Raw genomic sequence first — 22,257 nt, forward strand, 5'->3', positions numbered from 1 at the left:
TTATTTGGCGGAATTTTTTTTGCCCTATTGTAAAAAATGAAAAAATTTAGTAAAATACTATTAAAATAAATATAAGGATATAGTATGTCTGTAATAAAAAGGCTGTCGCCAGAAGTTGCTTCTAAAATAGCAGCAGGTGAAGTTGTTGAAAAACCTTTTAATGTTGTAAAAGAATTAATTGAGAATTCATGTGATGCTGGTGCATCAAAAATTATAGTTGAAGTTAATGAGGGTGGATTAAATAAAATAAAAATTATAGATAATGGCAAAGGAATAGATAAAGATGACTTACCACTTGCCTTAGAGCGTTTTGCTACAAGTAAAGCTGCAACTGTTGAAGATGTTTATTCTGCTGCAACTTTTGGGTTTCGTGGGGAAGCATTAGCAGCAATTTCTTCTGTCAGTGATTTTAAAATTACAAGCGGTAAAGATGGCAAAGCATATACTATCGCATGTCAGTATGGCAAAATTTGTGATATTAAACCAACTGCTGCTGTTAAAGGCACGATTATAGAAGCTGACAGGCTTTTTGAAAACCTGCCTGCAAGGCGTAAATTTTTAAAAAGCTCTAAAAGTCTGGAAGGTGAAATTATAAAACTGATTAAACATTTTTCTCTTATTAATCCAGAAATTGATATTATTTTAAAATGCAATGATAAAGAAGTATATCATGCATTATCTTCTGATGATACAGTAGTGAGAGCATCCAAAGTATTTAATGGGAAAGCATTCTGTAAAGGAGTGGCAGAATATGCTGGTAAAAAAGTAACAGCTTGTGCCACACTTCCAGCAGCTAGTGACAGATTAAAAAGAGATGCCATAATTATTGGTGTAAATGGAAGGCTTATAAAAGATGCAAGTCTAGTGCAGGCAGTTATTAATGCTTATCACAGACTTATTCCTGATGGCAGATTTCCTGCTGCGGTTATAGATATTAGAATTAATCCAGATATTGTTGATGCAAATGTGCATCCTGCAAAATTGGAAGTAAGGTTTGTAAATGCAGGAGAAATATTTTCTCTTGTAAATGATGCTGTTGCAAACTCTTTTAAAGGTAAAGGTGTAAATACTGGTTATACTGGTAATTATATACAGCAGGGTTATACAATTAATGATATACAAGATAATAAAGAGCAGAGTAATATAGAATATGAAAAACATGTAAAAAATAAGCCTGTATTTAATCAGGCAGGAAGCTATCCACCTTTTTCCAAGCATACAAACAGCAGCTTAAATACATCATATAAAGATGAAAGTCCAAAAATAAATAGTGCAGAAGTTCCACAGCCTGCTTATACATTATCTCTTGATGAAACTCTTGAAAATATTCCTGCATATAATACAGATATTTATGATAATACAGCAGCTGTTTTAAATGATAACAGAGATACAGTTGATAACCGTATTGCAAGTGGAGAATTCAGAGTTATAGGGCAGGTTGATAAAACATATATTATTATAGAAACACTAAACAAAGAAATTTTATTTATTGACCAGCATGCAGCACATGAAAGGGTGCTTTTTGAGAAAATACAGTCAGACAATACTGCAAAACCAAAACCTTCAATAGTTTTGCATGATGAAGTTGAAGTTGTAATGACTGATGAAATTATAGAAAATATTGACAGATTCAAATTAATTATTGAATCTTTTGGTTATGGTTATAAAATTACAGGTATAAATAAGCTTGAAATTTTAAGAGTGCCATATACTATTATAAGGAAAAATATTGCAAAAGAATTTACAAATATAGCGGTAGATTTATGTTTAACTGGTAAATCAAAACAAGAAGAAGCACCACGAGCTATGCTTTCATGTAAATCAGCAATAAAAGCAGGTGATGAATTAACTTATGCAGAAATGGAATATCTTGTTACACTGCTTTTTAATACTAATAATTTTGGTACCTGTCCCCATGGCAGACCAATTATATACATGATGACTGTGCAGGAGATTGCAAGGAAATTTTACAGATGATAATACCTATTATTACAGGTCCTACATCTTCTGGTAAAAGTGGCACAGCTTTTAATGCAGCATTAAAAACAGGTATTGTTGAAATTATTAGTGCAGATGCATTCCAAGTATATACAAATCTTGATATTGGCACAGCAAAAGTAAGCAGGCAGGAGCAGCAGCAGGTAAAACATCATCTTATAGATATTATGCAGCCAGATGAATGCTATTCTGCTGGTATGTTTGTTCAGCAGGCAGAAAAACTTATTGATGATATTATAAAACGGACAAAAGTGCCTGTTATAACAGGCGGCACAGGGCTTTATATTAAATCATTGACTGATGGTATATTTAACTGCCCTGAAATAGAAAGCAGTGTTAGAGAAGAATTGCAGAAAAAAGCAGAAAAAGATGGATTAGCTGTATTATATAATAAATTAGTGCAGGTTGATAATGAATATGCTTCTAAAATCAGCAGTAATGATCCCACAAGGATTATTCGTGCATTAGAAATATATTACGGACTTGGTATATCTTTTACAGAAGCACATAAAAAATATAACAGAAAACCAAAGTATAAATATACATGTGCAGTTTTATGGCAGGATAGAAAAGTGCTTTATGAAAAAATAAATGAAAGAACTTTGCATATGTGGCAAAATGGCTGGAAACAGGAAGTAGAAAATCTTTTAAAAGCAGGATATTCTACAGAATGTCCTGCTTTTAGAGCCATAGGATATAAGTTAATAGCAGATTATATTATGAATGGAGGAAGTGCTGATGATGTTATAAATCAGATAGCAAAAGAAACAAGACATTTTGCAAAACGCCAGTATACTTGGTTTAGAAATAAAGAAAATGTAGTTATGTATAATAATATTTCGTTACTTGAAAATAATTTAATAGATTTAATTAATGGAAAAAGGAGCTTGTTATGAGATATGCAATAATATTTACAGTCATTATTTGTGCTATTGTATTTTATATTATATTTGGACATAATGGTATGCTTAAATACAATGAGCTTGTAACAGTTCGCCAAAGTTATGAAGAAAGATTAAGAGAAATGGATAAGGAAATAGCAGAAAAAGAAAGAGAATTGGAGCTTGCTATTAAAAATCAGGAATATTTAGAAGGAATTATTAGACGGGAGCTTGGTCTTCAGAAAGTAGGTGAAGATGTATATATTATAGAAGATAATAAAACCACAGAAGAAAAGAAATAATTGAGAATATTATGCAGGAATTTAGTGTTAAAGAAATATCACATATATTATCAAGTATATTAAAAAATGCTTTTCCAGAAATGGTTGCCGTTACTGGCGAAATATCACAGGTATCAAAGCAGAATTCAAGTGGTCATATATATTTTACATTAAAAGAAGGCGATTCTGTTTTAAATGCAACATATTTTAAATATTACCATACTGCTAATAATTTTATGCCTAAACTAGGTGATAAAGTAAAAGTGTTTGGTGAAATAAAAAGTTATGATAAATCAAGCAGTTATCAGATAAATGTTAAAAAAATAGAGTATGATTCAGAAGGGCTTTTATGGAAGCAGTTTGAAGAAATGAAAAAGAAACTCTATGCAGAAGGTCTTTTTGATGAGTCAAGAAAAAGTCCTGTGCCAAAATATCCATATAGAGCTGCCATATTAACTGCATTAACTGGTGCTGTTATTAAGGATTTTATTGTTACAACTAAAAATGAAAAAGGCAGATATTTAATAGATGTGTGGAATATTCCTGTCCAGAATATTGAAAATGCACCTGTTATTGCAGATACCATATTAAAAGCAGGAAGTCATACTGAAAGATATGATGTAATAGTGGTTATGCGTGGCGGCGGCAGTGTGGAGGATTTAGCCGTTTTTAATCAGGAAGTTGTAGCTCGTGCTGCAGCTGCATCAAAAGTGCCGTTAATTAGTGCAGTAGGTCATGAAACAGATTTTACAATTATAGATTATGTTGCAGATTACAGAGCAGCAACCCCAACAGCAGCAGCTGTATATTTATCATCTCACTATAAAGCTGCTCAACAGCTGCTTGAAAAATATATATTTGTATTAAATAAAAATACTGTAAATATGCTTGATAAAAAAAATCAGCAGCTTGATATGGTTTCATTAAAATTAGAGAGTAAATCACCATTACACAGGCTTATTAAACTTAATCACAAAATATCTGACTTTAATAATGTGCTTGAAAATATGCTTAATAAAAAATTATATGGATTAAATAAAAAGCTTTCAAAGTATGAATATGTAATTACTGCATCTAATCCTGCTAATTTAATAGAAGCATACAAAGTGAGAATAGCTAACAGCCATAAAACATTATCAACAAATATGTTTGCTAGAATTTCAGCTTATAATTATAAAGAAATAATATTTAGGAAAAACATAAAAATAGCAGTATTAAATAAACTAGAAAAGAAATCGTCTCGTTTAGACTTTTATTTTCATAAACTTAGTTTATTTAATCCTGCTAAAAAATTAGATGGTTATAAATATAAGTTTGATATAATAGAAAAATCTCTTTTAAAAGCAGTAAAAGAAAAATATGCAGTATCATACAGGCAGTTAAAAGATGGAAGCAGGTGTTTAGAGCAGTATATAGTTGATTATCTATTTAATAAAAATGCAGATATTTCGCTGCTTGAAAGTAAACTATATCTGCTTGACCCACAAAATGTCATAGAAAGAGGCTATGCTGTTGTTACACAAAAAGAGAAAATAATATCTTCAGTTGATAATGTGGAAATGGAAACTGAACTTACTATAACATTAAAAGATGGTGTAATTAGTGCATATCCTGAAGAAAAGAATAAAAATAATACTAAAAACATTACAGAATTAGATAACATAGAAAAAATTTTAAAATAGTATTTTTTTTATACCGCTTTTTTAAAAAATATGGTATGATTTTAAGATATTTTAAAAATGCCAGTATATATGGTATAAATAATAAGGAATATAAATAAAATATAGATATGAGGAGATGTACATGAGCAGAATACCTATAACACGCGGTGGTTATGAAAAATTAAAGGCAGAGCTTGATAAACTGCGTAATGTAGATAGGAATGAGGTAATACTTGCTATTCAGGAAGCAAGAGGACATGGGGATTTAAGTGAAAATGCTGAATATGATGCAGCAAAAGAAAGGCAGGGTATGATTGAAGCACGCATTAATGAACTTGAATATAAAATGAGCCTTTTTGAAATTATAGATATATCACAGATGTCTGGTGATAAAGTTGCTTTTGGTGCTACTGTCACTATTGAAAATATTGATACAGAAGAAAGAAAAACTTATACCATAGTAGGCAGTGATGAAGCAGATATTTTTAATGGAAAAATATCTATTATGTCACCACTTGCAAGAGCTATGATGGGTAAAAAGGAAAGTGATGATTTCACTGTTCAGGCTCCAAAAGGTGAAACTGAATATGAAATTATTAAAATTGAATTTATAGAAGGATAATCTATTATTTTATCAGGAGGAAATTATGAAATTAGAGCTGAATATTGCTAACCAGTTAACAATAGTAAGAGTTGTGGCAATACCTCTTTATCTTCTTGTGCTTTACATTAATAAAGATTGGAGTAATGTAGCTGCAACTATTATTTTTATATTTGCAGGCGTTTCAGATTTCCTTGATGGTTATATTGCAAGAAAGTATAATATGGTTACTGATTTAGGTAAAATATTAGACCCTATTGCTGATAAAATACTTGTGGCAGCAGCATTGATTGCATTAATTGATTTAGACAGGCTTTACTGGTGGATAGCAGTATTAATGCTTGCAAGAGATTTTGCAATGGAAGCTTTGCGTAATTTTGCTGCAAGTAAAGGTGTAATTATTGCAGCAGGTATATGGGGCAAGTTAAAAACAACTTTCCAAATGGTAGCAATAGGTATGCTTTCATTTAAAATTACATGGCTTGGTATAAACTGGTTTTTAATGGGAACTATTCTTATGTATGCAGCATTAGTATTATCTATATATTCAGCATTTGTATATTATAGAGATTACTTTAAAAATGAAAATAAAGGGGAGCTTGTTTAGTTATGACAATACCACAAATATTATTAATTACAGCATCATATTTCATTGGTGCAATACCATTTGCATATATTATAGTGAAGCTTGTTAAGAAAATAGATATAAGAACTGTTGGCAGTGGTAATGCTGGTGCTACAAATGCGGCAAGAGTTCTTGGAAAGTGGGGTTTTATAAGTGTATTTGTGCTTGATGCACTAAAAGGCTTTATTCCTGTATTTATATCACTTCATTTTTATGGACAGACTATTATTACATTGATTACAGCAGCAGTCGTTGTGCTTGGTCATACATATACAGTCTTTCTTGGTTTTAAAGGCGGTAAAGGTGTAGCAACAGGTGCTGGTGTATTTTTAGCACTTGCTCCAATTGAAATAGGCATAGGACTTGTTGTATTTATAATAGTTTTTTTTGCTACAAAAATGGTATCTGCTGGCTCTATTTTAGGCTCTCTTACACTGCTTATTGCAGTGTGTGCCATAAGTGACTGGTTTGCACTTAAAGTGCTTACTGCTGTTATAGTTTTTTTTGTTATATTTAAACACCGTTCAAATATTGTGCGTATTATTAAGGGTGAAGAAAACAAATTTGTCCGCAAAAAAGAAAAAGATGCAGAATAAAGAGCTTGTTATGGGTAAGTGTATTGAGCTTGCCCGAAATGTTAAAGGATTTACTTTAACTAACCCGTTAGTTGGGGCTGCTGTTATTAAAGGCGGTAATGCAGTTTATGGTATACATGAAAAATATGGCAGCTTTCATGCTGAAATAAATGCTATAAAAAATGCAGGTGAAGATGTTTCTGGCTGTGAGCTTTTTGTTACATTAGAGCCATGTTCTACTTATGGTAAAACACCACCTTGTGTGGAAAAAATTATTTCATCAGGTATAAAAAAAGTGTATATTGGTGTGCTTGATGTAAACCCTAAACACAGAGGGCGTGGTGTTAATATTCTTAGAAATGCTGGAATAGAAGTAGAATATGGTGTTCTTGTAAAAGAATGCAGCTTATTAATAGAAGATTTTATTAAATATCAGACATTAAAACTGCCTTATGTAACATTAAAAACTGCAAGCAGTATAGATGGTAAGATTGCATGTAAAACAGGACATTCTAAATGGATAACTGGCGATGATGCAAGAGAGCTTGTTCATAAAATGCGTGGTTTATCTGATGTTGTTTTAACAGGTATAGGAACAGTTGAAGCAGATAATCCTTTAATGACAGATAGAAGAAAAAATGCTGTGCGACAGCCTGTTAGAGCAGTGCTTGACAGCAGCTTAAAAATAGATATTAATGCAAATATAGTAAATAGTGCAGAATATGCCCCAGTGATTATTTATACTTCAGAAAATGCTGACAGCAGCAAAATTATGCAACTTAATGATAAAAATGTAAAAGTTATAAAAGTTCCTTGTGTAAATGGGATGTTAGATATAAAAGAGGTATTATATTCACTATATGAATTAGGATATATGAATGTATTTGTTGAAGCTGGCAGCAGAGTAAATGGCTCATTTTTTGATAACAGGCTTGTAGACAGGCTGGAAGCATTTATTGCACCAAAAGTAATTGGTGGAAAAGATGCAGTTTCATCAATAGGCGGCTTAGGTATTAATAATATGAATGAGGCTTTAATATTTAAAGATTATGAAATAAATATCTGCGGTCAGGATATATTAATATCTGCAAGAATAAATGATTATGCAATGCAGGCTGTTGAATTTACTAAAAATTATAATGTAGAATAATATGTTTACTGGGATAATAGAAGAACTTGGAAAAGTAAGTGCCTTGATAAAAGGCGATAAAAGTTTGAAACTAAAAGTAGAATGTAGTAAAGTAACTGATGGCTTACTTTTAGGTGATTCTATTGCTGTTAATGGTGTATGTTTGACTGCCGTTAGCTTTGGAAGCAGTTTTTTTGAAGCGGATATAAGTTATGAAACAATTGCAAAAACATCACTTAATAATATTAGAAGTGGCAGTGTTGTTAATTTAGAAAGAGCATTAACTTTATCATCAAGGCTTGGTGGTCATATTGTTCAAGGTCATGTTGATGGAACAGGCAGAATATTAAACATTACTAAATATGGAGACTCTTATAGATTATTTATCAGCTATCCTGATTATCTAGATAAATATATCGTATCAAAATGCTCCATAGCAGTAGATGGTATTAGTTTAACAGCAGCAGATGTTAACAGTAACAGTTTTGAAGTGGCTGTTATTCCACATACTTTTGAAAATACAAACTTAAAATATAAAAAAAACGGTGATATAGTTAATTTAGAATCAGATATTATTGCAAGATATGTAGAAAAAATGGTTTATGATGAAGAAAAAGATGATAAATTAAAATCGCTGATATTGGGTTTTAAAAGGTAGTTAATAATGGATATGAGTGTTCGTGCAGGCGTTGAAGAAGCAATAAATATAATAAAATCTGGCGGTATGATAATTTTGACTGATGATGAATCTCGTGAAAATGAAGGTGATTTAGTATTTGCTGCTGATTTTGTTACACCTGAAAAAGTTAATTTTATGGCAACTTATGGAAAAGGGCTTATATGTGTTGCTTTAAGTGCTGATAGATGTGATACTCTTGGTTTAGAGCAAATGTCGTCTAATAATGCATGCAGATTTGGAACAGCTTTTACAGTATCAGTTGAAGCAAAACATGGTATTACAACAGGTATTTCTGCTTTTGACAGAGCAAAAACTATAAAAGTGCTTGCAGATCCACTTTCTAAAAAAAATGATTTAATAAAACCGGGTCATATATTTCCTTTAAGGGCAAGAGATGGTGGAGTATTAGTGCGTCCTGGTCAGACAGAGGGCTCTGTTGATTTATCACGCCTTGCAGGATTAAATCATGCTGGTGTAATCTGTGAAATAATGAATGATAATGGCACAATGGCACGAATGAATGATTTAGAAAAATTTGCCCGCAGTCATTCATTAAAAATATTGACTATTGAAGACTTAATAGAATATAGAAAAATAAATGATAATTTAATAGAAAAAGTATCATCAGCTATTCTTCCAACAGAATTTGGAACATTTAGAATAGAAGGATATCAAAATAAAGCAGATGGTAAAGAAGCTGTTGCATTAATTAAAGGTGATATTGAAGGCGGCAACTCGCTGCTTGTAAGAGTTCATTCTCAGTGTTTAACTGGTGATGGATTTGCTTCTTTAAGGTGTGACTGTGGCAACCAGCTGCATACTGCTATGCAGATGATAGAGCAGGAAGGTAGAGGGGTTATTTTATATATGTTTCAAGAAGGCAGAGGCATAGGACTTTTAAATAAAATAAAGGCTTATAAACTGCAGGATAAAGGTTATGATACGGTAGAAGCTAATATTAAACTTGGTTTTTTAGATGATGAAAGAGATTATTCTTTTGGAGCTCAGCTTTTAAGAAAACTGGGTGTAAATAAAATGCGATTTATGTCTAATAATCCACGAAAATTTTCAGGTCTTGAAAAATATGGTATTGAAATTGTGGAAAGAGTTCCTATTCAGTGCGGTATAGGCGGAGAAAATATAAAATATATGCAGACAAAAAAACAAAAACTAGGTCATTTTTTAGATATATAAGAAAATATTGAGAGGATAAAAATGAAAGTGTTTGAAGGAAATTTTGACGGAAAAGGTATTAAAATAGCAATCGTTGCTTCAAGATTTAATGAATTTATTACTAAAGAATTAATTGGCGGTGCAGAAGATACATTACTCCGCCATAATGTTAATACTGATGATATATATTTATACAGAGTTCCAGGAGCTTTTGAAATCCCATCAGTATGTAATAAAATTGCTGAAAGCGGTAAATATGATGCTGTAATTACATTAGGTGCAGTAATAAGAGGCTCTACTCCACATTTTGATTATGTGGCTGCAGAAGTATCAAAAGGGGTTGCTTCTGTTTCCATGAAGTATAATATTCCTGTAATATTTGGTGTATTAACAACTGATACTATTGAGCAGGCTGTTGAAAGAGCAGGAACAAAAGCAGGTAACAAAGGCAGCGATGCTGCTATGGCTGCATTAGAAATGATAAACCTTTACAAAGGTATATAATATAATGAAAAGAAAAAGAACACAAGGGCGTGATTACGCCATACAAATGCTTTATAGTGCTACTTTGGCAGACAACTCTGTTAGTGAAACAAAATCATCTTTCAGGCTTGAATATGCAGATGTAACTGAAGAAATATTAGGCTTTGCAGATAAACTTTTTGAAACTGCATATAAAAATAAAGAAAAAGATGAAGCAATAATATCTGAGCTTATTAATAAAAACTGGACTATTGATAGAATAGGTGCAATAGAAAGATGTATTTTAAGGCTTGGTGTATCAGAACTTTTTGAGGGAGATGCTCCATATTATGCAGTTATTGATGATTATGTTACTTTAGCAAAAAGTTATGGAGATGAAAAATCTGCCTCTTTTGTAAATGGTATTTTAGAAAATGTAAAAAATAAATTTTCCATAGAGTTTGATAATGGAAGAAAATAAAGAAAAACTTATTATTGATTTTGGTAAGGTTGAATACAGTCCTGCAATTATTGATTATGATTTTATTAATAACCGTCCACGAGGCGGCTCCAGCAGAATAGATTTCTTTTCCCATGGTGCTGTATCTTCATCTTTAGAAGGATTAGAGTTTGATACAAAAATATATCTTAAAAAAGATAATATATTTTTTGAAAAAGGTGTATTTTTATTAGATTTTCAAGAAGTGCAAAGAAACCACCATATTTTTTTAGATATGGTAAATAATTTAAAACTTGAGAGAATATATCTTGAAAATTCAATACACTTTAATATAGCATCTATTGCTGCTAAACTTGAAAATGTTGATGTAATATTAATGAATTTTGGGTGTATATAACAGTGGATAATGAATTTTATACAATAAGAATATGTTTCTCCTGTAATAAAGAAGATATTATTATTGTAAATTCTATATTAGATTCTTATGGTGGATTAGGGCTGATACGCACTATTGATAAAGAAAAATGCAACTGTGCTGTATTTACAACAAACTCTGTGTATAATACTACATTAGAAGTAATGCAGGCATTGCAGCAGGAAGGTTTATCCATAACTGATATTATAGTTGATAAATCTGAGAATGTAGATGAATTTGCACTGCAGGGAAGGGAGATATAAATGGATTTAGGAATTACAAAAAAATATATGATTTTTAACCTTGTTACAAATACAACTAAGGATAACAGACCTTTTATTCGTATGACTCTTACAGATACAGATGGCGGTAGTATGAATGCTATAATGTTTGACAGTAACAAACTTTCTTTTGAACCTGCACGAGGTCAGGTGGTGAATGTTACAGGAGCTTTGCAGCAGTATAATGGTGTAACTCAGCTAAAAGTCAGTGATATGGTTTTACTTGAAGGGGAAGATGCTAATGAATTTCTTCCAAAATCTGATAAAGATGCAAAAGCTATGGAAGATGAATTAAAGGCTGTTTTGCAGAAGCATATTAAAAGTTCTTATTTTAAAAGCCTTTGCAATGCTTTTTATGCAGATAAGGCAGCATATACTCTTTTTAAAAAATCTTCTGCTGCTAAAAGTGTTCATCATGCTTATATTCATGGCTTATTAGAGCATACATTATCTATGGTAAAATTATCTGCATTAATATGTGATTTTTATGGAAAAGAAAATGTTAATAAAGAGCTTACTGTTATGGGTGCATTGTTTCATGATATAGGTAAAATTCAAGAAATTGATATAGATAATTCATTTGAATATACAGATGAAGGCAAACTTTTAGGTCATTTACTGCTTGGTATAAATATGGTTGATAAATATATTGAAAGTATACCTGATTTTCCAAAAAAAGCACGAGATTTACTTATTCACTTAATAGCAAGCCACCATGGTTTATTAGAATATGGCTCTCCAAAACGGCCAAAAACAAAAGAAGCTTTTATTCTGCATTATGTTGATAATATAGATGCAAGAATAAATTCATTTAATATGGCATTTGAAAGAGAAAATGTTGAAGAAGGCGGCTGGAGCCAGTATGACAGAATATTAGAGCGTCAGTTTTATAATCATGGTTTAATACCTGAGGAATAAATATGAAACTGCTTTTTATTGGTGATATTGTAGGCAGAAGTGGCAGGAAAGCTGTTAAAAATCATTTATCTCATAATCAGTATGATTTTATTATTGGTAATGTGGAAAATTCTGCTGCAGGTTTTGGCATAACAGACAAAGTATATCATGAATTAAAAGATACTGGTATAAATGCTATGACAGCAGGCAATCATACATGGGATAAAAAAGAAACATTATCACTTATTAATAACTGGGATGTATTTATAAGACCTGCTAATTTATCAAATAAACTTCCAGGAGCAGGCTATAAAATTTTTGATGTTTTAAATAAAAAAATATGTGTAATAAATCTTATTGGCAGAGTATTTTTATACACAAGCAACTGTCCTTTTGAAACATTTAATAATATATATAAAGAAATACCTGATGATGCTTTTGTTTTAGTAGATTTTCATGGTGAAGCAACAAGCGAAAAACAAGCATTTGGATATTTTGCAAAGGGCAGGGCAAATGTTATCTGCGGCACACATACACATGTGCAGACAAATGATTTAAAGATGATTGATACTAATACACTTTATATAACTGATGCAGGAATGTGTGGAGCTGAATGTTCAGTTTTAGGTATGGAAGCAGGAAATATTATAGAAAGATTTATTACCCAAATACCTCACAGGTTTACTGTGGAAACTAAAGGGAATATCATGTTTAATGGTTTTTCCTTTACAATAGATGATGATAATATTATAAGAGATTATAAACTGATTAGTGAAATATATCCAGAAGAAGAAATGTAGAAAATATTGGGGTTAATATGAATATTGTTGTAGTATCAGACCATGCAGGGTTTACATTAAAAGAAGATATAAAAACATTTTTAGAATCAGAAAACCATAATGTAATTGACTGCGGTACTTATTCAAAAGAATCATGTGATTACCCAGACTATGCAAATGCTGCTGCACTTGCTATATTAGATGGCAAAGCAGAGCGTGGAATATTTATATGCGGCACAGGTATAGGCATATCAATTGCAGCAAACAGACACAAAGGTATAAGAGCTGCTTTATGCTCAGATATATATAGTGTAAGGTTAAGTCGTCAACATAATAATGCTAATGTTTTAGCAATGGGAGCTAATATTGTAGCAATACCTTTAGCCAAAGAAATGATAAAAGAATGGTTAAAAGAAGAATTTGAAGGCGGCAGACATGAACGCCGTATATGCAAATTAGATATAGATTAGTATAATTTTCCCTTTAAGGAGTTTGAAAACAATGAGCCTTTACGAAAATGTAAAACAATTTGACCCAGAAATTTATGATGCCTTAATGAAAGAGGCAAACCGTCAGGAAGAGCATATTGAGCTTATTGCAAGTGAAAACTTTGTAAGCCCTGCTGTATTAGAAGCAGTTGGCTCTGTTTTGACTAACAAATATGCAGAAGGTTATCCTGCAAAACGCTACTATGGCGGGTGTGAGTTTGTTGATGTTGCAGAGCAGCTTGCAATTGACAGAGCAAAAAAACTTTTTGGTGCAGAATATGTTAATGTGCAGCCACATTCTGGCAGTCAGGCAAACTTTGGTGCATATTTTTCTGTATTACAAAGCGGTGATACTATTTTAGGTATGAATTTATCTCATGGCGGTCATTTAACTCATGGAAGCCCTGTAAACTTTTCTGGTAAATTTTTTAATGTTATTCCTTATGGTGTAACTAAAGATACAGAAACTATTGATTATGATGAAGTTGAAAAATTAGCAGTTGAAAATAAACCAAAGTTAATAATTACTGGTGCTAGTGCATATCCTAGGGCTATTGATTTTGCTGAGTTTAGAAAAATTTCTGATAAAGTAGGTGCTTTATTAATGGTTGATATGGCTCATATTGCTGGTCTTGTAGCAGCAGGAGTTCATGAAAACCCAGTTCCTTATGCTGATATTGTTACAACTACTACGCATAAAACATTAAGAGGTCCAAGAGGCGGTATGATACTTGCAAAAGCTCAGTATGAAAAAGCTATTAATTCTCAAGTATTTCCGGGTATGCAGGGCGGTCCATTAATGCATGTAATTGCTGGTAAAGCTGTTGCTTTTAAAGAAGCTTTAAGCGATGAATTTAAAACATATCAAACTCAGATTGTTAAAAATGCTAAACAGCTTGCTGAAACAATTAAAAGCAGAGGTTTTCGTATAGTTTCAGGTGGCACAGATAACCACCTTGTTTTAATAGATGTTCAATCTAAAGGCTTAACAGGTAAAGACTGTCAGATAGCTCTTGATAAAGCAAATATTACAACTAATAAAAACACTATTCCTTTTGAAACATTATCTCCATTTGTAACAAGCGGTATTCGTATTGGTGCTCCAGCAGTTACTACAAGAGGTATGAAAGAAAAAGAAATGGAACTAATTGGTAACTATATTGTTGATGTATTTGAAAATATTAATAATGATAATAAAATAGCAGAAGTTAAAGGAAAAGTAAAAGAACTCTGTGCTGCATACCCTTTATATAAAGGAAGGTTATACTAATATGAATAGACCCAGCTGGGATGACTATTTTATGGACATGACAAAACTCACATCTACTCGTTCGTCATGTTTACGCCGTCATGTTGGAGCAGTTTTGGTAAAAAACACTAGAGTTATTGCTACAGGTTATAATGGAGCACCAACTGGTGTTACTCACTGTGAAGTAACGGGCTGTCTCAGGCAAAAACTTAATGTGCCTAGCGGAGAACGCCATGAATTATGCAGAGGACTTCATGCTGAGCAAAATGCAATTATTCAGGCAGCTCTTTATGGTATTTCAACAGAAGGGACAACTATTTACTGCACAACTAAACCTTGCTCAATATGTACAAAAATGATTATTAATGCAAAAATTGCAAAGATAGTCTATGAAGAATATTATGAAGACAGTTTGGCGGATGAATTATTAAGAGATACTGATATTCGTATTTTGCAGTATAAAAAAGAAAAATAATGACAGAATTTTATTTAAAAGGCGGTATTCATCCAGATGCACATAAAACATCTGATATATCGTTTGTTAGAAATTTTACAATTATGGAAGGGGATGATTTTTTCATCCCCTTTGTTCAGCATATAGGTTCGCCTGCGTCTGCAATAGTAAATATTGGTGATGAAGTAGAAAGAGGTCAGCTTTTGGCAGAGTGTGGTGCAGGTTTATCTTCAAGAATACATAGTCCTGTAAATGGTAAAATAATTGATATATCAACAGTTTATCATCCTGCAATAGGTGAATTTAATGGTTGCACAATAAGTGCTTTAAATGATGATGTGTCTAATTTTAAAAAATTAGATGGTGGAAGTGATTTATCTGATATAGCCCGCAAAGCAGGAATAGTAGGGCTTGGTGGTGCAGGATTTCCTTCATATATAAAATTAAATCCTAATAAACCAATTGATACAGTTATAATTAATGGTGCAGAATGTGAGCCTTATTTAATGTGTGACCATGCTTTAATGCGTATTAAAAGTGAGAATATACTTGCTGGAGCTAAAATGATAAAAGAGCATGTTAAAGCAGGTTCATGTATTATTGCAATTGAAAATAATAAAAAAGACTGTATTACTATATTAAAGCAGCAGTCACAAAAGTATAATATAGATATTGTTTCTCTGCCAACAAAATACCCGCAGGGTGGAGAAAAACAGTTAATTTATTCTGTGTTAGGTCGTATTGTTCCTTCTGGCAGACTGCCTGCAGATATAGGAGTATTAATACAGAATGTTGCAACAGTAAATGCATTATATGAAGCAGTTGTGTTTTCTAAGCCGCTTTTTGAAAGAATTGTAACAGTTGCTGGTGAAGTAGAAAATGCAGCAAACTATATTATGCCTGTTGGTGTGCCCGTTAAAAGATTTTTAGAAAGAACTGGCAATCAATATAAAAAAGGTCATAAAGTTATATTTGGCGGTCCTATGACTGGAGGCTCTGTTGCTTCTCTTGATATACCTGTAATTAAAACTACCGGTGGAGTGCTGCTTTTAAAAAATCAGGAAAAACATAACATTCTGCCATGTATTAGGTGTGGTAAATGCAGTGAAGTATGTGTAATGGGTCTTATTCCTATAGAATTAGAGCGGAATTTCTTACATAATATGGTTGAAAAAAATGTTGATGAAAAAATTATGAGTTGTATAGAGTGTGGCTGCTGTTCATATATTTGTCCATCAGGCAGACTTTTAGCAGAAACTATAAAAGCAGGTAAGAAAAAAGCCGCTGTATTTCTTGCTAAAAAAAAGGAAAATAAATAATATGAAACAGTTAATGAATGTTACTTTTGCTCCTCATATAAGAAGCAGTATGGATACATTTAAAATAATGCTTTTTGTTATTATTTCGCTTTTACCTGCTGTTATCATATCTATTATAAATTATGGTTTATATGCTTTTACATTGTATGCAGCCTGCATAATTTCTGCTGTATTTTTAGAGCATATTTTTTGTAAAATTCAAGGCATAAAAACTACAATAAATGATTTAAGTGCTGTATTGACAGGTCTTTTGTTTGCTCTTACTCTGCCCCCAAATTTACCTTTATGGACTGCTTTTATTGGTGTATTTTTTGCAATCATAGTTGCAAAAATGGTATTTGGTGGTATAGGTCAAAATCCATTTAACCCAGCATTAACAGGCAGAATAGTGCTTTTAGTATCATTTCCTGCACTTATGACTTCATTTCAAGCACCGCTTTATTCTAATATAGATGTATTAAGTGGTGCTACAATACTTGGAAATGCAAAAACAGATTTATCAGCTTATGGTATTATTAATCATATAAATATAGATTATCACCAGCTTTTAATTTCAGCAGGAGGCTCTTTAGGGGAGATTTCTCCACTTGCTTTAATCATTGGTGGTTTGTTTTTAATGTATAAAAGAATAATATCATGGCATATACCTGTATCTTTTATAGGCACAGTGTTTGTATTTACTTTTGTTTTATCAAGTATAAATTCTAATATTACTATTTCGTCATACAGTCATATATTAAATGGTGGTTTACTGCTGGGTGCTTTTTTTATGGCAACAGATTATGCAACAAGCCCAATGTTTAGGGCAGGTAAAATTCTTTTTGGTATAGGATGCGGCATATTAACTGTATGTATCAGGGTTTATGGCGGCTATCCTGAAGGTGTTGGGTTTGCAATATTAATTATGAATGCTTTTACACCTATTCTTGATAAATTTTTTAGACCAAAAGTGTTTGGAGATAGGGATGAACAGCTTTTTTAAATCTGTATTTACCATAACAATAATTACGGTATCAGCAGGTATTATGCTTGCATTATCATATTCTTTTACAAAAGATAAGATAGCTTATCAGGAAAGGCAGGAAATTTTAAATGCTTTTAAATCTATACTGCCTTATCATAATAATGAGCCAGATAAGGATTATGAAATTATAAATAATCAAAAAGTATTTGTTGCAAAAGATAACGGAACAATTACAGGTTATGCAGTAAATATTATTAATACACAAGGTTATGGTGGTGCAATATCTATTTTAACAGGCACAGACAGTAAAGGTGCAGTATATGGCATAGCCATAATTTATCATTCAGAAACACCTGGTCTTGGAGATAAAATAACAAATAAGTCATTTTTAGACTTATTTCAAGGATTTACAGTAAATGATAAGATAGCTGTAAAAAAAGATGGTGGCACAATTGAGCAGTTTAGTGGTGCAACAATCAGCCCAAGGGCAGTAGCTGCAGGTGTTAAGGATAGTTTAACAGTTATAAATGGTATGATAGGTAAATGATATGGTAAAAAACATTATAAAAGATGGTTTATACAGTAACAATGCTATTTTTAAACAGATGCTTGGTCTCTGTCCTACTTTGGCAGTTACAACAAGTGCAGTAAATGCTCTTGGTATGGGGCTTGCAACTACTGCTGTTTTAACAGGCTCTAATCTGGTTATATCATTAATTGCAAGATATATTCCTAAAAATGTAAGAATTCCAGCATATATTGTAATTATTGCATGCTTTGTTACAATTATTGACCAGATGATGAAAGCAAACTTTTATTCACTGCATAAAGTTTTAGGAATATTTATACCATTAATTGTTGTAAACTGTATTGTATTAGGCAGAGCAGAAGCCTTTGCATCAAAAAATACACCACTATATTCTTTAATTGATGGTTTAAGTGTAGGTATAGGATTTACAATAGCATTATTCATACTTGGCTCTTTCAGGGAAATTATAGGTGCAGGCACATTTTTTAATATATCTGTAATGCTTTCTTCTTATAATCCGCTTTTAATAGCTGTTATGCCGCCAGGTGCATTTTTATTTTTAGGCTTTTTGTTTGCAGGCAAGCAGTTTATTGACAGCAGAATAAAAGGTGAAAAATAATGGAACATTTATTTCTTCTTTTTGTTGGTGCTGCATTAGTGAATAATATAGTTTTAAGCAGATTTTTAGGAATATGCCCATTTATGGGAGTATCAAAAAGCACAGAAACTGCTGTGGGTATGAGTTTATCTGTTGCTTTTGTAATGACTATTTCTTCTATTATTTCTTTTTTAATAGATAAATATGTATTAGTGCCATTATCTATTGAATATTTGAGAACAATAGTTTTTATATTAATAATAGCATCACTTGTGCAGTTTGTAGAAATGGTAATAGAAAAAACTCTTCCTGAACTCTATTCTGGTTTAGGTATATATTTACCATTAATTACAACTAACTGTGCAGTTTTAGGCATAGCATTATTAAATGTGCAGTTTAAATATTCATTTATAGAAATGCTTATTTTCAGCTTTGGAACAGCTGCTGGTTTTGGACTTGCTCTAATTTTATTTGCAGGTTTAAGAGAAAGAATATATTATTCTACTGTGCCTAAATATTTTCAGGGCATGCCAATAGTCTTTATTATGGCAGGTATACTTTCTCTTGCTTTTATGGGTTTTGCAGGTATGGTTAAATAATATGATATATGCTGTATTAGTATTAGGAATTATAGGTTTCATTGCAGGCAGTAGTCTTGCATTTGCTTCTAAATATTTTCATGTTTCAAAGGATGAAAGGATAGAAGTAATAAAAGATATGTTATCTGGTGCAAACTGTGGTGCCTGTGGATATGCAGGCTGTGCAGCTTTGGCAAAAGCAATTTGTGAAGGCAGTGCTCCAGTAAGCCTTTGTGCTGCTTTAAAGGATAATGAAATAAAAAATATATCAAATATATTAGGTCTTGAAAGCACTGAAAACATAAAGAAAAAAGCGTATATTAGGTGTTCTGGTGGTATAAACTGTCAAAACAGGTATGAATATTTTGGACCTAATGACTGCCTTTTAATGAGTCAGTATGATGGTGGAATAAAAGCATGTAAATATGGATGTGTTGGTGGTGGAACATGTGAAAAAGTATGTCCTTTTGATGCTGTGCATATTGGCAAAAATGGCTTTGCAGAAGTTGATTATGAAAAATGTACAGGCTGTGGATTATGTGTTGCAGAATGTCCTAAACATTTAATTTTTTTAGAAAGTGAGCATAAGTTAAATGTTGCATGTCTTTCAATAGAAAAAGGTGGTTTTCAGAAAAAGTTTTGCAATACAGGCTGCATTGGCTGTAAATTATGTGAAAAAGCTTGTGAATATAATGCTGTTCATGTAAATAATTTTCTTGCTTCAATAGATTATAATAAATGTGTAAACTGTGGTAAATGTATAGAAGTATGTCCAAGTGATACAATAAAAATATAAATTGAAGTTTTTAAAATAATGTGATAATGTGATACAAAATAGTAAACAGGGTTTAATATGGAAATAATTGCTGCACTTGATTTTGATGATATTAATAAAGCTAAAGAGCTTGTTAAAAAAGTAGGCTCAAATATTTTTTATTATAAAGTAGGTTTAGAGCTTTTTGTTTCAAGTGGTCCTTCTATTATAGACTGGCTTAAATCAGAAAATAAAAAAGTATTTCTTGATTTAAAATTTCATGATATACCAAATACTGCTTCTCGTGCTGTTTCTGCAGCTGCTAATTATGGTGCAGATATTATTAATATTCACACTCAGGGTGGAAAGCAGATGATGCAGAAATGTGTGGAAGAGCTGCAAAATGAATGCAGCAGGAAAAACCTTGCAAAGCCGTTATTAATAGGTGTTACTGTGCTTACAAGTCTGGATGACAATCATTTAATTGAATACAGCATAAATGATTTTTCGGCTGCAGGTTATGTATTAAAACTTGCAGGTTTTGCAAAGGAATGCGGTCTTGATGGTGTTGTTTCTAGTGCAAAAGAAACAAAAATCATTAAAGAAAATTTAGGAAGTGATTTTATTACTGTAACACCAGGTATCAGACCTGCAGGAGCAGATATTACTGACCAAAAAAGAGTTGTTACACCAAAAGATGCTCTACATCTTGGCTCTGATTATATAGTTATAGGCAGACCTATTACAGCAGCTAAAGACCCTGCTTATGCAGCAGAATTAATTTTAAAGGAGATTAATGAATAATATGAATAGTGATACAGTTATTAAAAATTATGAAGAACATGGAGCTTTATTGAGAGGACATTTTCTTCTTTCATCAGGTCTTCATTCTGATGCTTATCTTCAATCTGAATGTATCATGCAGGACCCTGCTAATGCAAAAAAAGTTGTCAGTGGTTTAGTTGATATGTTAAAAGATTTAGATTTTACAACAATTGTTAGTCCTGCAATAGGTGGTATCAGGTTTGGATATGAACTTGCATCTCAAATGAATAAAAGAACTCTTTTTACTGAAAGAGTTGATGGAATTATGACTTTTCGCCGTGGGTTTACATTAAAAAAAGGTGAAAAAGTATTAGTTGCAGAAGATGTTGTTACTACTGGCAAATCTACAAAAGAATGTATAAAAGCAGTAGAAGAAGCTGGTGGTATTGTTACTGGTATTGCATCTATTATTGATAGAAGCTCTGGAACAGCTGGCTTTACAGTTCCTTTTTATCCGCTTGCAGCTGTTGATGTAAAAAGCTACAATGTAGAAGAATGTCCAATGTGTAAAGAAGGTATTCCTTGTGTAAAACCTGGAAGCCGTGTTTTTGCAAAATGAAACAGCTATGGAAATAATTACTGCTGTCAAAAAACTTATTAAAGCAGAACTGAAGCTTTGGGTGGCAGTAAGTGGTACAAAAAGACTGTTTGTTACAAAAGTAAATAATGTTTATGATACATCATTTACAATACTTCCTCCAACAGACAATGGTAAAAATCTTATTGTAACAAAAAAAACTGAATTAGAGTTTATGTTTACAATAGAAAATGGCAAGTATTTCTTTACAACTAAACCAATAGGTATTATAAAAGAGAATATTACTCTTTTAGCTATTGAGTTGCCTGCAAGTATTCAAAGAAATGAAATGCGGGCATTTTACAGAGTAGAAATGCTTAGGCGAATACCTGTAAAACTGATAAATGTGGCAAATGGACTTAATGATAGTAATTATAAAGAAAATGATGTTGTAACAATGACATGTACTGACCTTTCAGGCGGTGGAATGAAATTAATCAGCCCAGTATTTTTAGACAAAGATGATGTATTAGAGATAGATTTAAGCGGTCTTGTAGATGATATTGAAAAGGTTTGTGCTAAAGTAATAAGATATATAGGTGTGGAAGAAGAAGGACATGCTGTTGGAATAATGTTTACATCTTTAACAGAATCTGTTAGAGACAAAATAATAAGGTGTGTTTTTCAGCGTCAACATGATAAAGAAAGATTAACAGATAATTTTAGGAGGAAAAATGTCTTTTAATAGTCAGCGTGAAACAGTGGAGGGAAATCTTAAAGTAGAATTTATATTCCCAGTTCATGAGATTGATTCTTTTAATGGTGAAGAGTTAAAAGTTTATATTGAGGGTATATCTGGTGAAGTTGATAGCGTTGTTATTAACTTTTCTGATATAACATATTTAAACTCAAGTGGTTTAAGGGAGTTAATACAATTATTTAAAGTATTAAAAGAAAAAGACAAAAGTCTGATTTTTTCTAATGTTAGTGATGATATTTATAAAATATTTGTTCATACTAACTTAAACAGGCTTTTTACTATTGTCGGTGATGATGAAGAAGCTAAAGCTAAACTTTTAAAATAA

At 31.8% G+C, this 22,257-nt stretch carries 29 protein-coding genes; all 29 read left to right on the forward strand.

Annotated elements, in window-relative coordinates:
* The first annotated feature begins 84 nt into the window (after positions 1–84).
* The 29 genes from mutL to N508_RS00560 all read left to right on the forward strand — a co-directional run bounded on the left by mutL (position 85) and on the right by N508_RS00560 (position 22,257).
* Complete coding sequence (gene mutL / locus N508_RS00420; RefSeq protein ID WP_023276722.1) at positions 85–1,977, forward strand: DNA mismatch repair endonuclease MutL; 1,893 nt, start codon at positions 85–87, stop codon at positions 1,975–1,977.
* On the forward strand, positions 1,974–2,894 hold the full coding sequence (gene miaA / locus N508_RS00425; protein WP_023276721.1) for a tRNA (adenosine(37)-N6)-dimethylallyltransferase MiaA: 921 nt from the start codon (positions 1,974–1,976) through the stop codon (positions 2,892–2,894). The genes mutL and miaA overlap by 4 nt, the downstream gene beginning before the upstream one ends.
* Complete coding sequence (locus tag N508_RS00430) at positions 2,891–3,181, forward strand: FtsB family cell division protein (protein ID WP_023276720.1); 291 nt, start codon at positions 2,891–2,893, stop codon at positions 3,179–3,181. The genes miaA and N508_RS00430 overlap by 4 nt, the downstream gene beginning before the upstream one ends.
* 11 nt (positions 3,182–3,192) lie before the next feature.
* On the forward strand, positions 3,193–4,842 hold the full coding sequence (gene xseA / locus N508_RS00435; RefSeq protein WP_023276719.1) for an exodeoxyribonuclease VII large subunit: 1,650 nt from the start codon (positions 3,193–3,195) through the stop codon (positions 4,840–4,842).
* Positions 4,843–4,963: 121 nt separating this feature from the next.
* Positions 4,964–5,443 (forward strand): transcription elongation factor GreA, encoded by a 480-nt coding sequence (gene greA, locus N508_RS00440; RefSeq protein WP_023276718.1) that lies wholly within the window; start codon positions 4,964–4,966, stop codon positions 5,441–5,443.
* A gap of 25 nt (positions 5,444–5,468) precedes the next feature.
* Complete coding sequence (pgsA, locus tag N508_RS00445) at positions 5,469–6,029, forward strand: CDP-diacylglycerol--glycerol-3-phosphate 3-phosphatidyltransferase (RefSeq protein ID WP_023276717.1); 561 nt, start codon at positions 5,469–5,471, stop codon at positions 6,027–6,029.
* Positions 6,030–6,031: 2 nt separating this feature from the next.
* Complete coding sequence (gene plsY / locus N508_RS00450; RefSeq protein WP_023276716.1) at positions 6,032–6,643, forward strand: glycerol-3-phosphate 1-O-acyltransferase PlsY; 612 nt, start codon at positions 6,032–6,034, stop codon at positions 6,641–6,643.
* Positions 6,644–6,653: 10 nt separating this feature from the next.
* On the forward strand, positions 6,654–7,772 hold the full coding sequence (ribD, locus tag N508_RS00455) for a bifunctional diaminohydroxyphosphoribosylaminopyrimidine deaminase/5-amino-6-(5-phosphoribosylamino)uracil reductase RibD (protein WP_023276715.1): 1,119 nt from the start codon (positions 6,654–6,656) through the stop codon (positions 7,770–7,772).
* Between the two features lies 1 nt (position 7,773).
* Complete coding sequence (locus tag N508_RS00460; protein WP_023276714.1) at positions 7,774–8,409, forward strand: riboflavin synthase; 636 nt, start codon at positions 7,774–7,776, stop codon at positions 8,407–8,409.
* Positions 8,410–8,415: 6 nt separating this feature from the next.
* Positions 8,416–9,624: a bifunctional 3,4-dihydroxy-2-butanone-4-phosphate synthase/GTP cyclohydrolase II gene (locus N508_RS00465; RefSeq protein WP_023276713.1), complete on the forward strand. Its 1,209-nt coding sequence runs from the start codon at positions 8,416–8,418 to the stop codon at positions 9,622–9,624.
* A gap of 21 nt (positions 9,625–9,645) precedes the next feature.
* Positions 9,646–10,107 (forward strand): 6,7-dimethyl-8-ribityllumazine synthase, encoded by a 462-nt coding sequence (ribH, locus tag N508_RS00470; protein ID WP_023276712.1) that lies wholly within the window; start codon positions 9,646–9,648, stop codon positions 10,105–10,107.
* Positions 10,108–10,111: 4 nt separating this feature from the next.
* A complete protein-coding gene (nusB, locus tag N508_RS00475) occupies positions 10,112–10,546 on the forward strand; it encodes a transcription antitermination factor NusB (protein WP_023276711.1) in 435 nt (144 codons plus the stop codon).
* On the forward strand, positions 10,533–10,922 hold the full coding sequence (locus tag N508_RS00480; protein WP_023276710.1) for a hypothetical protein: 390 nt from the start codon (positions 10,533–10,535) through the stop codon (positions 10,920–10,922). The genes nusB and N508_RS00480 overlap by 14 nt, the downstream gene beginning before the upstream one ends.
* Positions 10,923–10,924: 2 nt before the next feature.
* Positions 10,925–11,203 (forward strand): DUF4911 domain-containing protein, encoded by a 279-nt coding sequence (locus N508_RS00485; RefSeq protein WP_023276709.1) that lies wholly within the window; start codon positions 10,925–10,927, stop codon positions 11,201–11,203.
* Positions 11,204–12,139 carry a 3'-5' exoribonuclease YhaM family protein gene (locus N508_RS00490; protein ID WP_023276708.1) on the forward strand — a complete coding sequence of 312 codons (936 nt, stop codon included), beginning with the start codon at positions 11,204–11,206 and terminating at the stop codon, positions 12,137–12,139. It abuts the gene before it with no gap.
* A gap of 2 nt (positions 12,140–12,141) precedes the next feature.
* Entirely contained in the window at positions 12,142–12,918 is a 777-nt protein-coding gene (locus N508_RS00495; protein WP_023276707.1) for a TIGR00282 family metallophosphoesterase, read from the forward strand.
* 17 nt (positions 12,919–12,935) lie between these two features.
* On the forward strand, positions 12,936–13,367 hold the full coding sequence (gene rpiB / locus N508_RS00500) for a ribose 5-phosphate isomerase B (protein WP_023276706.1): 432 nt from the start codon (positions 12,936–12,938) through the stop codon (positions 13,365–13,367).
* Between the two features lie 31 nt (positions 13,368–13,398).
* A complete protein-coding gene (glyA, locus tag N508_RS00505) occupies positions 13,399–14,655 on the forward strand; it encodes a serine hydroxymethyltransferase (RefSeq protein ID WP_023276705.1) in 1,257 nt (418 codons plus the stop codon).
* A gap of 1 nt (position 14,656) precedes the next feature.
* Positions 14,657–15,109 carry a deoxycytidylate deaminase gene (locus tag N508_RS00510; RefSeq protein ID WP_023276704.1) on the forward strand — a complete coding sequence of 151 codons (453 nt, stop codon included), beginning with the start codon at positions 14,657–14,659 and terminating at the stop codon, positions 15,107–15,109.
* Entirely contained in the window at positions 15,109–16,407 is a 1,299-nt protein-coding gene (rsxC, locus tag N508_RS00515) for an electron transport complex subunit RsxC (protein WP_023276703.1), read from the forward strand. Before N508_RS00510 ends, rsxC begins: the two co-directional genes overlap by 1 nt.
* 1 nt (position 16,408) lies before the next feature.
* Positions 16,409–17,389: an RnfABCDGE type electron transport complex subunit D gene (locus N508_RS00520; RefSeq protein ID WP_023276702.1), complete on the forward strand. Its 981-nt coding sequence runs from the start codon at positions 16,409–16,411 to the stop codon at positions 17,387–17,389.
* Positions 17,373–17,918, forward strand: coding sequence for an RnfABCDGE type electron transport complex subunit G (locus N508_RS00525; protein ID WP_023276701.1), 546 nt, complete (start codon positions 17,373–17,375; stop codon positions 17,916–17,918). Before N508_RS00520 ends, N508_RS00525 begins: the two co-directional genes overlap by 17 nt.
* Before the next feature lies 1 nt (position 17,919).
* Complete coding sequence (gene rsxE / locus N508_RS00530) at positions 17,920–18,519, forward strand: electron transport complex subunit RsxE (protein ID WP_023276700.1); 600 nt, start codon at positions 17,920–17,922, stop codon at positions 18,517–18,519.
* Complete coding sequence (gene rsxA, locus N508_RS00535) at positions 18,519–19,097, forward strand: electron transport complex subunit RsxA (RefSeq protein WP_023276699.1); 579 nt, start codon at positions 18,519–18,521, stop codon at positions 19,095–19,097. The genes rsxE and rsxA overlap by 1 nt, the downstream gene beginning before the upstream one ends.
* A 1-nt stretch (position 19,098) precedes the next feature.
* The gene (locus N508_RS00540) at positions 19,099–19,872 is read left to right on the forward strand and encodes an RnfABCDGE type electron transport complex subunit B (protein WP_023276698.1); all 774 of its coding nucleotides are present in this window, start codon (positions 19,099–19,101) and stop codon (positions 19,870–19,872) included.
* 57 nt (positions 19,873–19,929) lie between these two features.
* Entirely contained in the window at positions 19,930–20,634 is a 705-nt protein-coding gene (gene pyrF, locus N508_RS00545; protein WP_023276697.1) for an orotidine-5'-phosphate decarboxylase, read from the forward strand.
* Complete coding sequence (gene pyrE / locus N508_RS00550) at positions 20,627–21,214, forward strand: orotate phosphoribosyltransferase (protein ID WP_023276696.1); 588 nt, start codon at positions 20,627–20,629, stop codon at positions 21,212–21,214. The genes pyrF and pyrE overlap by 8 nt, the downstream gene beginning before the upstream one ends.
* Positions 21,204–21,917, forward strand: a complete 714-nt coding sequence (locus N508_RS00555) for a flagellar brake protein (protein WP_023276695.1) — start codon at positions 21,204–21,206, stop codon at positions 21,915–21,917. Before pyrE ends, N508_RS00555 begins: the two co-directional genes overlap by 11 nt.
* Entirely contained in the window at positions 21,907–22,257 is a 351-nt protein-coding gene (locus N508_RS00560; RefSeq protein WP_023276694.1) for an STAS domain-containing protein, read from the forward strand. Before N508_RS00555 ends, N508_RS00560 begins: the two co-directional genes overlap by 11 nt.

Source organism: Mucispirillum schaedleri ASF457 (assembly GCF_000487995.2).
In the GTDB taxonomy this organism is placed as follows: Bacteria; Chrysiogenota; Deferribacteres; order Deferribacterales; family Mucispirillaceae; genus Mucispirillum; species Mucispirillum schaedleri.

What these genes read in the sequence shown, in the direction of transcription:
- N508_RS00520 (WP_023276702.1), top strand. Translation starts at nt 16,409, where the DNA reads ATGAAACAGTTAATGAATGTTACTTTTGCTCCTCATATAAGAAGCAGT.
- N508_RS00525 (WP_023276701.1), top strand. Translation starts at nt 17,373, where the DNA reads ATGAACAGCTTTTTTAAATCTGTATTTACCATAACAATAATTACGGTA.
- greA (WP_023276718.1), top strand. Translation starts at nt 4,964, where the DNA reads ATGAGCAGAATACCTATAACACGCGGTGGTTATGAAAAATTAAAGGCA.
- mutL (WP_023276722.1), top strand. Translation starts at nt 85, where the DNA reads ATGTCTGTAATAAAAAGGCTGTCGCCAGAAGTTGCTTCTAAAATAGCA.
- rpiB (WP_023276706.1), top strand. Translation starts at nt 12,936, where the DNA reads ATGAATATTGTTGTAGTATCAGACCATGCAGGGTTTACATTAAAAGAA.
- ribH (WP_023276712.1), top strand. Translation starts at nt 9,646, where the DNA reads ATGAAAGTGTTTGAAGGAAATTTTGACGGAAAAGGTATTAAAATAGCA.
- glyA (WP_023276705.1), top strand. Translation starts at nt 13,399, where the DNA reads ATGAGCCTTTACGAAAATGTAAAACAATTTGACCCAGAAATTTATGAT.
- rsxE (WP_023276700.1), top strand. Translation starts at nt 17,920, where the DNA reads ATGGTAAAAAACATTATAAAAGATGGTTTATACAGTAACAATGCTATT.
- ribD (WP_023276715.1), top strand. Translation starts at nt 6,654, where the DNA reads ATGGGTAAGTGTATTGAGCTTGCCCGAAATGTTAAAGGATTTACTTTA.
- N508_RS00460 (WP_023276714.1), top strand. Translation starts at nt 7,774, where the DNA reads ATGTTTACTGGGATAATAGAAGAACTTGGAAAAGTAAGTGCCTTGATA.
- plsY (WP_023276716.1), top strand. Translation starts at nt 6,032, where the DNA reads ATGACAATACCACAAATATTATTAATTACAGCATCATATTTCATTGGT.
- pgsA (WP_023276717.1), top strand. Translation starts at nt 5,469, where the DNA reads ATGAAATTAGAGCTGAATATTGCTAACCAGTTAACAATAGTAAGAGTT.
- N508_RS00560 (WP_023276694.1), top strand. Translation starts at nt 21,907, where the DNA reads ATGTCTTTTAATAGTCAGCGTGAAACAGTGGAGGGAAATCTTAAAGTA.
- xseA (WP_023276719.1), top strand. Translation starts at nt 3,193, where the DNA reads ATGCAGGAATTTAGTGTTAAAGAAATATCACATATATTATCAAGTATA.
- miaA (WP_023276721.1), top strand. Translation starts at nt 1,974, where the DNA reads ATGATAATACCTATTATTACAGGTCCTACATCTTCTGGTAAAAGTGGC.
- N508_RS00465 (WP_023276713.1), top strand. Translation starts at nt 8,416, where the DNA reads ATGGATATGAGTGTTCGTGCAGGCGTTGAAGAAGCAATAAATATAATA.
- rsxC (WP_023276703.1), top strand. Translation starts at nt 15,109, where the DNA reads ATGACAGAATTTTATTTAAAAGGCGGTATTCATCCAGATGCACATAAA.
- N508_RS00540 (WP_023276698.1), top strand. Translation starts at nt 19,099, where the DNA reads ATGATATATGCTGTATTAGTATTAGGAATTATAGGTTTCATTGCAGGC.
- nusB (WP_023276711.1), top strand. Translation starts at nt 10,112, where the DNA reads ATGAAAAGAAAAAGAACACAAGGGCGTGATTACGCCATACAAATGCTT.
- N508_RS00430 (WP_023276720.1), top strand. Translation starts at nt 2,891, where the DNA reads ATGAGATATGCAATAATATTTACAGTCATTATTTGTGCTATTGTATTT.
- pyrE (WP_023276696.1), top strand. Translation starts at nt 20,627, where the DNA reads ATGAATAATATGAATAGTGATACAGTTATTAAAAATTATGAAGAACAT.
- N508_RS00510 (WP_023276704.1), top strand. Translation starts at nt 14,657, where the DNA reads ATGAATAGACCCAGCTGGGATGACTATTTTATGGACATGACAAAACTC.
- rsxA (WP_023276699.1), top strand. Translation starts at nt 18,519, where the DNA reads ATGGAACATTTATTTCTTCTTTTTGTTGGTGCTGCATTAGTGAATAAT.
- N508_RS00480 (WP_023276710.1), top strand. Translation starts at nt 10,533, where the DNA reads ATGGAAGAAAATAAAGAAAAACTTATTATTGATTTTGGTAAGGTTGAA.
- pyrF (WP_023276697.1), top strand. Translation starts at nt 19,930, where the DNA reads ATGGAAATAATTGCTGCACTTGATTTTGATGATATTAATAAAGCTAAA.
- N508_RS00495 (WP_023276707.1), top strand. Translation starts at nt 12,142, where the DNA reads ATGAAACTGCTTTTTATTGGTGATATTGTAGGCAGAAGTGGCAGGAAA.
- N508_RS00490 (WP_023276708.1), top strand. Translation starts at nt 11,204, where the DNA reads ATGGATTTAGGAATTACAAAAAAATATATGATTTTTAACCTTGTTACA.